Below are 14,244 nucleotides of genomic sequence, written 5' to 3' on the forward strand. Positions count from 1 at the left end.
CGGGCCCGACGCGGGGCGTGTGGTGGTGGGGCCGGCGGCGGAGTGCTGAGGACGAGACGGTTGCGCACGGCGGTCGGGGCCTCAGCCCTTGAGGCCGCCCGCGGTGAGGCCGCTCACGATGTTGCGCTGGAAGATCAGGAAGATCAGCAGGGTCGGGACCGACGCGATGGTGAGCGCGGCGATCAGGACGTTCTCCGGCACACCGCTGGCCAGTGAGTAGATGCCCACGTTGAGCGTCTGCTTGCCGGGGTCGGGCAGGGTGAGCATCGGCCAGAGGAAGTCCTTCCAGACCCCGACCACCGCGAAGATGGAGACGACGCCGAGAATCGGCCGGGAGATCGGCAGCACCACCGAGCGCAGGGTGCGCAGCGGGGAGGCGCCGTCGATGGCCGCGGCGTCCAGCAGCTCGCGCGGGATCGAGTCGAAGAACCGCTTCAGCAGGAAGATGTTGAAGGCGTTGGTGACCGAGGGGAGCCAGATCGCCCAGGGCGAGTTGAGCAGGTTGCGCTCGAAGATCGGCACGTCGAGCACGGTCAGGTACTGCGGCACGACGAGGACGGTCGCCGGGATCATCAGGGTGGCGAGCATCATGCCGAGGATGACCTTGCCGAAGACGGGCCGCAGCTTGGAGAGGGAGTAGGCGGCGGCCACGTCGAGGACCAGTTGGAAGGCCAGTGCGCCGAAGGCGTAGTACAGGGTGTTGAAGAGCAGCTTGGACAGGTCCATCACGTTCCACGCCTGGGAGTAGTTCTCCGTGTGGATCGAGCTGGGGAACGCCGTGGGCGGGCTCTGCACGACTTCCTGCGTGGTCTTGAGACCACCGGTGACCATCCAGTACAGGGGGCCGAGGAAGGCGACGGTGAAGGCGGTCACGACCAGGGCGAAGACGATCCAGTAGACCGTTCTGCCGCGGCGGCGGCCCAGTTGGGCCGGTGAGATCAGGGTCCGCTGACGGCCCGGGTCCGACTCGCGGCCGCGCCTGCGCCGGACGTCGCGCGCCTTTTCGGTCCCCCGCCGGGAGACAAGCGTGTTCGATGCCATCGTCGTGCTCCCGTCCTAGTCTTCGCTGCTGCGGCTGAGGCGTACGTACACCGCGGAGAATCCCGCGAGTACGACGAGCAGGACGAGTCCGAGGGCCGCCGCGCTGCCGTAGTTGTTGAAGTTGAAGGCGTATTGGTAGATCAGGTAGACGACCGTCGTGGTGGAGCCCTCGGGGCCCGCTCCGTTCGTCAGCAGGAAGGGCTCGGTGAAGACCTGCATCGTCGCGATGATCTGCATGAGGAGCAGCAGCGACAGGATGAGTCTGGTCTGCGGGATGGTGACGTGCCAGATCTTGCGCAGCAGTCCCGCGCCGTCGAGCTCCGCCGCCTCGTACAGCTCCCCCTGTATGCCCTGGAGGGCGGCGAGGTAGATCAGGGTGGCCCCGCCCATGTTCATCCAGGTGGACGCGATGACCACGGAGAGCATCGAGATGTCGGGGTCCTGGAGCCATTGCTGGGCGGGCAGGTGGAGGAGTTCCAGGATGCGGTTGAAGAGTCCGTAGCCGGGGTCGTAGAAGTACTTGAAGAGCAGGACGGAGGCGACCGGCGGCAGCATGACCGGCAGGTAGACCAGCAGCCGCAGATACCCCTGGGCGTGCCGGAACTCGTTGAGTACGACGGCGACGACGAACGGGACCGCGAAGCCGAGCAGGAGGGCCAGGACGGTGAAGAGCAGGGTGTTGCGCCAGGCCTGCCAGAAGGCCGGGTCGTTGAAGACGTAACTCAGGTTGGACCAGCCGGCCCAGGTGGTGCGTCCGTCCTCGGTCTTCTGGAAGGCCAGGATGAACTCCCTGACCATCGGATACCAGGAGAAGAACGAGAAGCAGAGGACCGCGCCGATCAGGAAGCCGTGCGCGGAGATGTTGCGGCGCAGGGCGCGCACGAACTCCTGTCGGGGGGAGTCCGGCCCGGCCGGGCGGTGGTGTCCACGCGGCGGCGGGCTCGCCTTGCTCGTCGTGGACAGGGTGGGGGCCGACATGGTGTCTCCTCGGTGCCGGTGCAATCAGTCGCGGGTCGGACGGTCGAGATCGCGGGGCAGGGTCCGGGCGACCCGGCCCCGCGGATCCGTCACTGGTTCGCGAGAACCTGGTTGACCTGCTGCTCCGCGGTGGCGAGCAGCCTGTCGATGTCGGCGTCCTTGTTGGTCAGGACGGCGGACATCGCCACGTCGAGGACCTTGTAGATCTCCTGTGCCTTCGGCGGCTCGGCCTTGCCCGGGACCGGGTTGTCCATGAACGCCTTGAAGTTCTCGACCGGCATCGTCGCGTTGGCGGCGCGTGCGGCGTCGTCCTGGGTCTTGCTCTCACCGGTGAAGAAGTTCGGCTGCGGCAGCCCGACGGGCAGCTTGTCGGCCTTGGTGCGGGCCCAGTCGAACTGTCCCTTGCCGGGGGTGAGGTTCTTGAAGTTCAGCCAGGCCACGGCGGCCTTGATCTTGTCGGGCGAACTGCCCTTCTTGATCATGTAGTTGTTGCCGCCGAAGAGGGTCCCCTGGCCGCCGGGGATCGGACCCATGCCGAAGTTCTCGTACTTCGCGCCGAGTTGCTGCACCATGTAGGCGATGTCGTCGGGTGCGGCGAGGAACATGCCGAGCTTGTCGCTGGCGATCTGCTTCTGGAGGTCGCCCCACTTCAGCAGCTGGGTCTTGCCCATGCTGTCGTCCTCCCAGCGCATGTCGTGCAGCTGCTGGAGGACCTGCTTGCCCTTGGCGTCGTTGAAGGCGGCCTTCTTGCCGCTCGCGTCGACCACGTCGCCGCCGAGGGCGTACTGGGTCGCGGCGAAGTGCCAGCCGCCGTTGTTGCCCGCGCTGTACTCGCCGAAGCCCGCCACGCCCTTGCCGAGCGCCGCGATCTTCTTGCTCGCGGCACGCACCTCCTCCCAGGTGGCGGGCGGCGTGTCGGGGTTCAGGCCGGCCTCGGTGAACAGCTTGCGGTTGATCATCAGGCCCATGGTGTAGTTGCTGGTCGGCAGGGCGTAGAGCTTGCCGTCCTTACGGGCCACGTCGAGCACCTGGGGCTGGATGTCCTTCAGGGCGGGGACGGTCTTCTCGGTGACGTACGCGGAGATGTCCTGGGCGCCGTCGTTGTCCAGCACCTGCTGGAGGTCGGTGAAGTAGGCGTAGAAGACGTCGGGCTGCGACTTGCCCTTGAGCATGGCCGTGAAGCGCGGGGGCTCCAGGCACTGGCCCGGGGTGGACTTCCCGTTGATCTTGACGTTCGGGTACTTCGCGTTGAACGCCTTGATGTCCTCGTTCCACTCCCGCAGCTCCGCGGCCTTGGCGGCCGGCGGCATGCAGTCGATCGACAGCGTCACCTCGGCCTTCGGGTCCAGTGGCGCCGTGGGATCGGACGATCCGCTGTCGGAACCGCTGCCGTCGTCCCCGTTGCCGCTGCTGCTCGTGCCACAGGAGGCAAGGGCAGTCAGGGCGAGTGCGGTGACGAGCGCGGCCGCGGAGGCTCTGCGTGTGCGAGAACGGCGGAACCCAGCACTTCTCATCGGTGGTCCCCTTCGGGCATGAGCATGGAAGGCCCTCGGCGAACTCTCCGCCGGGGCGCGGCTTACTCAACCACCGCCGACATGTGAACGCAATATCTCGCGCAGATTTCGTAAATGCTTGACATCCTTCCGTATCCGGCGCGTGACGTGCGTCCGCCCCGCGGCCTCGGGGGCGTTGCCGACAGGCCCCTCAGCGGCGCACCTGCGCGGTCGAGCCGCGGACCACGAGCTCGGGCTCGAAGAGGAGTTCGCCGGGCGGCACGGCGCCGCTCTGGATGAGCGCGGAGAGCAGTTCGACGGCCGCCCGCCCCATCGCCTCGATGGGCTGCCGCACGGTGGTCAGCGGCGGTTCGGTGCAGTTCATGAAGGCGGAGTCGTCGAAGCCGACGACGGAGACGTCTCGGGGCACCACGAGGCCGCGCCGGCGTGCGGCGCGTACGGCGCCGAGCGCCAGCGGGTCGCTCGCGCAGACGATCCCGGTGACCCCGCGCTCCAGCAGCCGCGAGGCCGCGGCCTGGCCGCCCTCCAGCGAGAACAAGGAGCGCTCGACGTGCTCGGCCGGGAGCGCTCCCGCGACGGCCCGCGCGGCGGCGAGCTTGCGCCGGGACGGCGCGTGGTCGGAGGGACCGAGGACCAGCCCGATGCGCTCGTGGCCCAGCGACTCCAGATGGCGCCACGCCTGTTCGATCGCGACGGCGTCGTCGCACGACACACAGGGGAAGTCCAGGCCCTCGATGGACGCGTTGATCAGCACGACCGGGATCCGGCGGTCGGCGAGCCGGCGGTAGTGGTCGTGGGGTTCGTCGGCCTGGGCGAAGAGCCCTCCGGCGAAGACGACGCCGGAGACCTGCTGCTGGAGGAGCAGCTCGACGTAGTCGGCCTCGGAGACACCGCCCTTGGTCTGCGTGCACAGCACGGGGGTGAGCCCCTGCTGGGCGAGGGAACCGCCGATCACCTCGGCGAAGGCCGGGAAGATCGGGTTCTGCAGCTCGGGCAGGACCAGCCCGACGAGCCGGGCCCGCTCGCCGCGCAGCTGGGTGGGCCGCTCGTAGCCGAGGACGTCGAGTGCGGTCAGCACCGATTCGCGGGTGGTCCGCGAAACCCCTGGCCTGTCGTTGAGCACCCGGCTCACCGTGGCCTCGCTGACCCCTACCTTCTGCGCCACCTGGGCAAGTCGTCGCGTCATGACGGCAACGCTAGCGCAATCCTTGCAAGCTACCGACGTATGACTGCAAACTCTGTACGCACAGAGGGGTGCCCCACGATGTCGTGGGGCACCCCCGCTGTCCGGCGTGCCGGGCCTCCCTACGGTTTGACGTCGATCTTGAAGGTGGAGGTGGTGTTCCTGATGTCCTGGGCGTTGTCCTTGAACTTCAGGCCGTTGAAGGTGACCTCACCGACCGCCGGCCCCTGGCCCGCCTCGGGCATCTCGTTGGCCCAGAGCCCGAACCCGGACTTCGCGTCGAACGCGTCGCCGCTCTTGCGCGCACCGGTGATCGAGATGTCCGTGAGCACGGTGTCCTTGATCGGGAACTGCGGCTGTCCGCCCACGTAGTTGGTCTGGAACATGATCCCGCTGTACGTCGGGTCCACGATGTCCACGTGCGAGATGCGGATGCCCTGGAACACCTTGGAGGCGGAGAACAGCCAGATGCCGGGAAAGGTCTGCGAGCCCCAGAAGTGGCCGCCGGAGCGCACGACCGACACGTTCTCGATGGCCGTCGGCCCGGTCCCGAAGCCGTTCATCGGGTAGCCGAAGTCCAGCGAGCTGACCGTGATGCCGGAGTACACCAGGGTGTCGGCGATGTGGATGTTGCGGAAGGTGTTGTCGTAGCCGCCGTACACGGCCACACCTGCCGCCCGCCAGGTGAGGATCGAGGTCAGGTTCTCGTAGACGTTGTTCTTCATGTCCGCGCCGCCGGCGTCGATCGCCGAGAACAGGGCGAAGCTGTCGTCTCCGGTGGCCCGTGCCTCGTTGTTGGTGACGAGGTTGTCGGTGGATCCGTTCGTCATGTTGATGCCGTCGGCGAACATGTCGCGGATCCGGGAGTTCTTGATGGTGACGTTGTCGGTGTTGGCGCCCCAGTAGAGGCACACCATGTGCTCGTTCCAGATGTTGTCGATGACGATGTCCGACACGTTGGAGAAGTCGAACACCTTGCCGGGCCCGTCGATACGGGAGGTGTAGTTGCCGAAGTACGCGAAGTTCGCGAAGGACGAGCCCTTCGCACTGGCCTCCGCGCGGAAGCCGATGTCGGTGTTGTCCTGGGTGGACGGGGCGTGGAACCGGGTGAACCAGGGTCCCGCGCCGACGACCTTCACGGCCTTGCCGTAGACCTGGAACTTGCTCGCCGTCTGGTAGTCGCCGGCGGGCAGGTAGACGCCCTTGAGGGTTCCGGTGGTGTCCATGCGGACCTTGTCCAAGGCGTTCTGGACGTCCTGGTGGGTGAATCCGGCCGGCACGGTGTAGGTGGCCGGGTCGGGGTTCGGCACCTGGGTGACCTGCTCCAGGCTGACGAAGTCGATCGCGTAGGTGCTGGTGTTGGCCGCGTCCTTCTGCAGCCGGATCCTGCTGCCCGCCGGGACGGTGCGGCCCAGCACGAGGTTGGCCTCGTCGTAGATGTGGCGGGGCGCTCCGGCGCCCGGGGAGTTGCCGGGCGCGGTCTCGTTGCCGTAGAGCCAGGCGTACTTGGAGGTGAGGTCGACGGCCTTGAGGAAGGTGCCGTCCACGTAGACGTTCAGCTTCGAGTCGATGCCCCCGCCGCCCGGTGCGTCGGGGATGGAGAAGCGGGTGACCAGGGTGTTCGTGGAGGCCCTGGTGGTGAACTCGACGTACTGGCCGGTGGCGTCGAGGGTGACGGCCTTGCGGCCGGAGGCCTCGCCGGCGACGTCGCCCACGGTCCTGTTCGGGCCGACGACCTTGGCGCCACCGCCGGTGACCCCGTCCTCCGCCTCGTACATGTCGTACGGCATGTTGGCGCCGCGTCCGACGAACAGGGCCTGGGTACTGGTGTTGTTCTCCCGCTTGACCGGCAGCTCGTTGGCGTCGTCGGCGAGCTGGACCTTCACCGTGTACGAGCCGTTGACCGCGGTCCAGCTGCCGAGCTGGACCGGGGCGGTCGTGGCACCGGCCGCGATGGCGCCGTTGTGCGCGCCGGTGAGGGTCTTCACCGTGGCGCCCTTGGCGTCGAGGAGGCTCAGGGTGATGCCGTGGCTGCCGCTCGCGGAGGCCACGGTGCCCTGGTTCTTCACCGCGACCGAGAAGGCCACGGTGTCCCCGGCGGCCGGGGCGGACGGCGAGGTGGTGACCGCGCTCGCGACGAGGTCGGAGCTGGAGACCGGCTTCACGACCAGCGGGGCGGCGGCGGTGAAGCGGTTGTCGGTCTCGTTCTGCTCGATGACGGCGTTGTCCGGGTCGGCGACCGCGCCGAGCGTGTAGCTGCCCGCGTCGCGCGCTCCAATACCGGCGCTGACCTGGGTGGAGGCGCCGGGGGCGAGGGTGCCCACGGAGACGGTGGCCACCTTGGAGCCGCCCAGCTCGAAGTCGAGCTTGCTCGCCGGAGCGGCGACCGCGCCCGTGTTGCGTACGGTCGCCGACAGGGTGATGTCGTCCGACTCCACCGGGGCGGCGGGCGAGGCGCTGACGGCCGAGACCTGGAGGTTCGGGTTGGGCGCGGGGGTGCCCAGCACCTGGAACTCGGCGACCTGACCGGCGCCTGACCCGGTGTTGGAGGTGAACTTCAGCTGGACGTCGGCGACCCGGGCGGTGACCGGGATGGTCACCGTGTTCCCGCTCGCCGGGTCGAACCGGTAGTCCTTGGCGGCGGCCAGGCCGGTGAAGGCCGTGGCGTCCTGCTCGCGTCCGAGCACCTGGATGTTCTGGGTGCGCGCGCCCCAGCTGCTGTCGGGGTTCAGCTTGACCACGACGCTCTGGGTGTCGGCGTTGGCTCCCAGCTTCACCGTGAGGGTGTTGGGGTAGCTGCCGCCCGCACCCTCCCAGTAGGTGGTGAGCGAGTTGTCGTTGGCGTTGGCCGCGACGAAGGTGTGGACCACCGACGAGGCGGTGATCGGCTTCGACACGGCCAGGTTGGAGGCGGTGCCCGTCGAGCCGTTGCGGGTCACGGTGTTGCTGGGCGCGGATATGTTGCCCGCCGCGTCCTTGGCCCGGACGACGTAGCTGACCGTGGTGCCCGCGGGCTGGGTGTCGGTGTAGGTGGTGACGTCACCGGCCACGCTCTTGCGGAGCACGTTGTCGGCGTAGACGTCGTACCCGGTGACACCCTTGTCGTCCGAGGACGCCTGCCAGGTGAGCTTGATCTGCCCGGCGGCCGGCTCGGTGAACGCCAGGCCGGACGGGGCCGTGGGCGCCTGGGTGTCGCCGGAGGCGCCCTTGCGGGTGACGGTGTTGCTGTCGGCGGACTGGTTGCCCGCCGCGTCCCGGGCCCGGACGTGGTAGGTGACCGTCTCGTCGGCCCGCCGGGTGTCGGTGTAGGTGGTGACGTCGCCCGCCACGCCGGCCAGCAGTGTTCCGCCGGCGTAGATGTCGTACCCGGTGACGCCGGTGTCGTCCGAGGACGCCTTCCAGGTCAGCTTGACCTGTCCGGTGGCCGGCTCGGTGAACGCCAGGCCGGACGGCGCGGTCGGCGCCTGGGTGTCGCCGGTCTCGGGGCCGTAGATCTCCAGTTCGGAGACCTGGGCGGCCGGCTGGCCCGAGTTGGCGGTGACGAGGACCCGGACGTAACGGGTGGTGGTGGCGTCGAAGGAGATCGTGGCGGACTGCCCGTTGGCGGCGCCGAAGGTGTACGCCTGGGACGCGGTGAGGTCGGTGAAACCCGAACCGTCGGTACTGCCCTGGATCTTCAGGGTCTGGCTCCGCTGGGGCCAGCCGTCGGGCAGCCGCAGGACGACCCGGTCGACCCGGACCGAGGAGCCGAGGTCCGCCTGGAGCCACTGCGGGAGGGCGTTGTTGCGGCTCTCCCAGTAGCTGGCCCGGTTCCCGTCGTTGGCCTGGGCCGGGACGTACGTCTCGGTGTGGCTGCTCGCCGTGAGGGTCTTGCCCGCGGCGAGGTTCGCCGAGGACTCCCGCGCCTCGTGGACCTCCAGCTCGGAGAGCTGTGCGTTGCGCCCCGCCGTGTTCGCCGTGACGTTCACCCGCACGAAGCGGGCCTTCGTCGCGGGGAAGGGGATCGTCACCGTGTTCGACGATCCGGGACTGAAGCTGTACGTCGCCGAGGTCTTCAGCGTCGAGAAGCTGGTGCCGTCGGCACTGCCCTGGACGGAGAGGGTCTGCCGCCTGCTCTTCCATCCGGCGGGCAGCTTCAGCGTCACGGCGTCGACCCGGGCGGCGGCGCCGAGATCGGTCTGCACCCACTGGGGCAGCGAGCTTCCGGCCCCCTCCCAGTACGTCGACTGGCTGCCGTCCGTCACGTTCCGCGCGCCGTACGCGCTGCCGGCGCTGCTCGCCGCCGCGGCCCGGCCCGCGGCGATGCTGGGGCCGTCGGCCGCCGCGGCGGTCAGCGACGGCCATCCGATCATCAGAAGACTGGTGGCTACGGCTGCCGAAACGGCCCGCCGTCTCCAGCGTTGGGCTCTCATAGATCCCCGATCTTCGGCCTCGGCACGGAAGGCACCGAGGGTTGCGGCTCTGTCCGGACAGCTCTGCGACAACGATTTCTGCATGTGACTGAGCTGTCTTTTGCGTAGTGCGGTCAGAGAATTGCAGAGAAGAGCGAGGGAGTCCACAGGTGCGACAGAAAGCCGGGACTCACAGAGGCACGGCGTCCGCGAACAAGGTGCTTCGACAGAAGGGCACTTGTGCCGAGACAGGGAGGTCCAGCCGGGACGAAAGAGGCCGCAAAGCTACGCAAGCCACTTGCACAGAAGTGAAAGGGCGCGGAAAGCCGCTGTTCCGGAGGCACGGCACGGAGCGGGGCCCGCGAGACGCGGACCCCGCTCGGGCGGTGCCGGGGTCCGCTCAGAGAGCGCCGGCGTACAGCAGGCGGTCGGGCGAGCCCGTTCCCAGGTTGGTCAGGACGTCGGGGGTCGCGCCCCCGACGAGCCAGTCCTCGATCTCCTGGGGCGTCGCGGCGGGGTTCGCCTCCTTGTAGAGGGCGACGGCGCCGGTGACGTGCGGGGCCGCCATGGACGTCCCGTCGAGTGCCGTGGAACCGCCGCCGAGCTTGGCGGAGACGATCTCCGTGCCGGGCGCGTACAGGGCCACGCAGGTGCCCCAGTTGCTGAACGACGCCTGCCGGTCCTGGCCGTCGCTCGCACCCACGGAGACCGTGCCGTCGGCACCCGCCGGGGAGACGTCGCAGGCGTCCTGGTTCTCGTTGCCCGCCGCGACGACCGGCAGGGTGCCCTGCTTCACCAGCGCGTCGAACGCGTCGTCGACGGCCGAGGACGAGGGCCCGCCGAGGGAGGCGTTGACCACGGCGGGCTGCTGGGCGTTGTTGGCGATCCAGTCCAGCCCGGCGATGATGCCGGCCCAGCTTCCCGAGCCCTCGCAGTCGAGCACCCGGACCGGTACGAGCGAGGCGGAGCGGGCGACGCCGTAGGTGGAACCGGCCACCGTGCCGGCGACATGGGTGCCGTGCCCGTTGCAGTCCTCGCCGTCACGGCCGTCGCCGATGGCGTCGTAGCCGGTGCCCACCCGGCCGCCGAACTCGCTGTGCGCCGACTCGATGCCGGTGTCCAGGATGTACGCGGTCACCCCCTGCCCGGCCCCGGGTGCCTCGTAGGCGCCGTCCAGCGGCAGGGCCCGCTGGTCGATCCGGTCCAGGCCCCAACTGGCGGCCGCGACACGGGAGGCGGCCGACGGCTGCACGGCGGGCGGGGAGACGGATGCCTCGCTGTTCTCCTCGACCGTCTGGACCCCGGTGGCCCCGCGCACCTTCTTCAGCTGTGCCGGGGTGAGCTCGGCGGCGAAACCGTGCAGGACCTTGCTGTACGTGAACAGAGGGGTGACGCCGAGACGTTCGGCCGTGGCGCCGGGTGTCTCGTCCTTGGAGACGGTGACGATGTACTGACCGGGGACCGCCCGGGTCGACCGCTGCACCGGCACCAGGACCTCGCCGGTGTCGGCCGTGGCCGGGGTGGTGCCGATCAGGGGGGCGATCAGCAGTAGAACGGCTGGTGCCCAGCGGGCGCGCAGGCGCATGCGTTCTCCCTTGGTGTGGAGGATCCGTGCACGGACCGGCAGGTCCGTGAGGTGCGAACACCTGACGTTTCGTCCATATCCGGGGAAGGCCTTGAGCCGCGTCATCCGGACAGCGCAACGATCGGCGCCTCGCGCGGCCATTCGGCCCATCGCGTGAAAGGTTTCACAGCACTCGCCGAGGCACTCAAGCACCCCCGCCGCAGAACCGTCAATGACTCGCACGCGGGTTTCTTCAACGCCCCCGAGTCCGGCATCGATAGCGCGTCCAGCATTGACAGGGACAGGTCACAGCCCTAGCGTCCCGGTGAGCTGAAACGATTCATGAACGCGACCTTACGGAGCCGAGTTGTGATCAGCAGAAGACGACTGCTCAGCACCACCGCCGCCACCGCCGCCCTCGCCGCGGTCTCCTCGCCCGCCGCCCGCGCCGCCGCCCCGGCCGACACCGCGGCCGGTCGGCTCCGCGTCACCGGGCCGACCGTGGAGTACGTACGCCGCCCGCTCGGCCTCGACGTCTCCCGCCCCCGGCTGAGCTGGCCCCTCGCCTCGGACCACCCGGACCACGGCCAGTCCGCCTACCAGGTGCGGGTCGCCACCTCGCCGGACCGCCTGGCCCGCCCCGACGTCTGGGACAGCGGCAAGGTCGTGTCCCCGACGTCGGTGCTGGTCCCGTACGCGGGCCCGGCGCTGGTCTCCCGTACGCGCTACCACTGGTCGGTGCGCGTGTGGGACCAGGACGGACGCGTCTCGGCCTGGAGCGAGCCGTCCTGGTGGGAGACCGGGCTCCTGGACGAGGCCGACTGGTCGGCGGGGTGGATCGGCGCGCCCGCCGCGCTGACCTCCTCACCCTCCCTGGAGGCGGCCTCCTGGATCTGGTTCCCGGAGGGCGATCCGGCCGTGGGCGCTCCGGCGGCCACCCGGTGGTTCCGCGGCCGGGTGGAGATCCCCGAGGGCGTCACCCGCGCCCGCCTGGTCATGACCGCCGACGACGGCTTCACCGCCCTGGTCGACGGTGTCCAGGTGGCCCGTACCGAGCCCGACGGCCCCGCGGAGAACTGGCGTCGTCCCGTGGTGGTGGACGTGACGGCGCACCTCTCCCCCGGCTCCCGGGTCGTCGCCGTGACGGCCACCAACGCGGTGGACGGCCCGGCCGGTCTGCTCGGGGCGCTGGAGCTGACCACCGCCGACGGTGCGGTCACACTCGCCACGGGAACCGGATGGCGGGCCACCGACCGGGAGCCGGACGGGGACTGGGCGTCCGGCGGCTACGACGACACCGGCTGGCCCGCCGCAGCGGTCCTCGCCCCGTGGGGTTCCGGCCCCTGGGGCGAGGTACGGGCGGCCCTCTCCCCCGCCACCCAGCTGCGCACGGAATTCCGGCTGGGCCGCAAGCGCGTCGCGCGGGCCCGGCTGTACTCGACCGCGCTCGGCCTGTACGAGGTGTTCCTGAACGGCGCACGTGTCGGCGAGGACCGGCTCGCGCCCGGCTGGACCGACTACCGCAAGCGCGTCCAGTACCAGACGTACGACGTGACGGCACTGCTTCGGTCCGGCGGCAACGCTCTCGGGGTCACCCTCGCGCCGGGGTGGTACGCCGGGAACATCGCCTGGTTCGGACCGCACCAGTACGGCGAACGTCCGGCCGTACTGGCCCAGTTGGAGGTCACCTTCACCGACGGGTCGATCGAGCGGGTGCTGTCGGGCACCGGCTGGGCCGCCGCGACCGGGCCCGTCACCGCCACCGACCTCATGGCAGGCGAGGAGTACGACGCCCGGCTGGAGACCGACGGCTGGAGCCGCGCCGGATTCGACGCGTCGGGGTGGCTCGCGGCAGAAGCGGTGGAAGGGGTCACGGCCGTGCCGGTCGCCGCGGTGGACGGGGCCTGCCGTGTCGAGCGCGAGCTGACGGCCCGCGAGGTGACCGAACCCGAGCCCGGGGTCTACGTGTTCGACCTCGGACAGAACATGGTGGGCACGGTACGGCTCCTTGTCTCGGGGCCGGCGGGCACGACGGTGCGGCTGCGCCACGCCGAGGTGCTGAACCCGGACGGCACCCTCTACACGGCCAACCTGCGCACCGCACGGGCCACCGACACCTACACGCTCAGGGGCGGCGGACCGGAGACGTACGAGCCCCGCTTCACCTTCCACGGTTTCCGCTACGTCGAGGTGACGGGCTTTCCGGGCCGCCCCGGGCCGGACGCGGTGGTGGGCCGGGTCATCCACACCTCGGCGCCGTTCACCATGGCCTTCTCGACCGACGTCCCCATGCTCGACCGGCTCCACAGCAACATCACCTGGGGGCAGCGCGGCAACTTCCTCTCCGTCCCGACCGACACGCCCGCGCGCGACGAACGCCTCGGCTGGACCGGCGACATCAACGTCTTCGCGCCCACCGCCGCGTACACGATGGAGTCGGCCCGCTTCCTCGGCAAGTGGCTCCAGGACCTGCGCGACGACCAGCTGGCCGACGGCGCCTTCCCGAACGTCGCCCCGGACCTCCCGGGCGTCGGCAGCGGGGCGGCCGGCTGGGGCGACGCCGGGGTGACGGTCCCGTGGGCCCTGTACCAGGCGTACGGGGACGTGCGGGTGCTGGAGCAGTCCTGGTCGTCGATGGTGGCCTGGCTGGAGTACCTCCAGGCGCACAGCGACGGTCTCCTGCGGCCGGCCGATGGGTACGGGGACTGGCTCAACATCGAGGACGAGACACCCAAGGACGTCATCGGCACGGCGTACTTCGCCCACAGCGCCGACCTCACGGCCCGGACCGCCGAGGTGCTGGGCAAGGACCCCGGGCCCTACCGCACGCTGTCCGGCCGGGTGCGCGACGCGTTCCGGGCGGCGTACGTGGGCGACGGCGGGCGGGTGAAGGGCGACACGCAGACCGCGTACGTCCTGGCCCTGTCGATGGACCTGCTGGAGCCGGGCGACCGCGCACCGGCTGCGGACAGGCTGGTCGCGCTGATCGAGGCGAAGGACTGGCACCTGTCGACGGGGTTCCTCGGCACACCGCGCCTGCTGCCGGTGCTGACCGACACCGGGCACACGGACGTCGCCTACCGGCTGCTGACGCGGCGGACGTTCCCGAGCTGGGGGTACCAGATCGACCGGGGTGCCACCACGATGTGGGAGCGCTGGGACTCCGTGCGGCCGGACGGCGGTTTCCAGGACGCCGGGATGAACTCCTTCAACCACTACGCCTACGGGTCGGTGGGCGAGTGGATGTACGCGAACATCGCGGGCATCGCCCCGGCGGCGCCCGGCTTCCGCGAGATCCGGGTGCGTCCGCGTCCGGGGGGCGGGGTGCACCGGGCCGAGGCCCGGTTCGACTCCCTGTACGGGCCGGTCACCACCCGCTGGACCTCGGACGGGGGCGGCTTCGCGCTTCGGGTGGTCCTGCCCGCCAACACGACGGCCGAGGTGTGGGTGCCGGGCGGTGACGGGAGGAGCTCCGTCCGGGGCACCGCCGTGTTCCTGCGGCGGGAGGACGGGTGCGCGGTCTTCGCGGCCGGCTCGGGCATCCACCGCTTCACCGCGCCGGCCTGACGCCCG

Annotated in this window: 7 protein-coding genes; 1 reads left to right on the plus strand and 6 read right to left on the minus strand. The window is 70.1% G+C overall.

Features of this window, described 5'->3' with window-relative positions; all coding sequences use genetic code 11:
* Nucleotides 1–81 precede the first annotated feature (81 nt).
* The 6 genes from SACTE_RS01705 to SACTE_RS01730 form a co-directional block, all read right to left on the minus strand.
* Nucleotides 82–1,041 carry a carbohydrate ABC transporter permease gene (locus SACTE_RS01705; protein WP_014044295.1) on the minus strand — a complete coding sequence of 320 codons (960 nt, stop codon included), beginning with the start codon at nt 1,039–1,041 and terminating at the stop codon, nt 82–84.
* Between the two features lie 15 nt (nt 1,042–1,056).
* A complete protein-coding gene (locus SACTE_RS01710) occupies nt 1,057–2,019 on the minus strand; it encodes a sugar ABC transporter permease (RefSeq protein ID WP_014044296.1) in 963 nt (320 codons plus the stop codon).
* 89 nt (nt 2,020–2,108) lie between these two features.
* Nucleotides 2,109–3,533: an extracellular solute-binding protein gene (locus SACTE_RS01715; RefSeq protein WP_014044297.1), complete on the minus strand. Its 1,425-nt coding sequence runs from the start codon at nt 3,531–3,533 to the stop codon at nt 2,109–2,111.
* 190 nt (nt 3,534–3,723) lie between these two features.
* Nucleotides 3,724–4,719 carry a LacI family DNA-binding transcriptional regulator gene (locus SACTE_RS01720; RefSeq protein ID WP_014044298.1) on the minus strand — a complete coding sequence of 332 codons (996 nt, stop codon included), beginning with the start codon at nt 4,717–4,719 and terminating at the stop codon, nt 3,724–3,726.
* Nucleotides 4,720–4,838: 119 nt separating this feature from the next.
* Nucleotides 4,839–9,128 (minus strand): discoidin domain-containing protein, encoded by a 4,290-nt coding sequence (locus tag SACTE_RS01725; RefSeq protein WP_050986356.1) that lies wholly within the window; start codon nt 9,126–9,128, stop codon nt 4,839–4,841.
* Between the two features lie 379 nt (nt 9,129–9,507).
* A complete protein-coding gene (locus SACTE_RS01730) occupies nt 9,508–10,692 on the minus strand; it encodes a S8 family peptidase (RefSeq protein WP_014044300.1) in 1,185 nt (394 codons plus the stop codon).
* A 348-nt stretch (nt 10,693–11,040) separates the two neighbouring features.
* On the opposite strand from SACTE_RS01730, the gene SACTE_RS01735 reads away from it, so the two are divergent.
* Nucleotides 11,041–14,238: an alpha-L-rhamnosidase gene (locus SACTE_RS01735; protein ID WP_014044301.1), complete on the plus strand. Its 3,198-nt coding sequence runs from the start codon at nt 11,041–11,043 to the stop codon at nt 14,236–14,238.
* Nucleotides 14,239–14,244: the final 6 nt, after the last annotated feature.

The sequence above is a fragment of the Streptomyces sp. SirexAA-E genome (genome assembly GCF_000177195.2).
In the GTDB taxonomy this organism is placed as follows: domain Bacteria; phylum Actinomycetota; class Actinomycetes; order Streptomycetales; family Streptomycetaceae; genus Streptomyces; species Streptomyces flavovirens.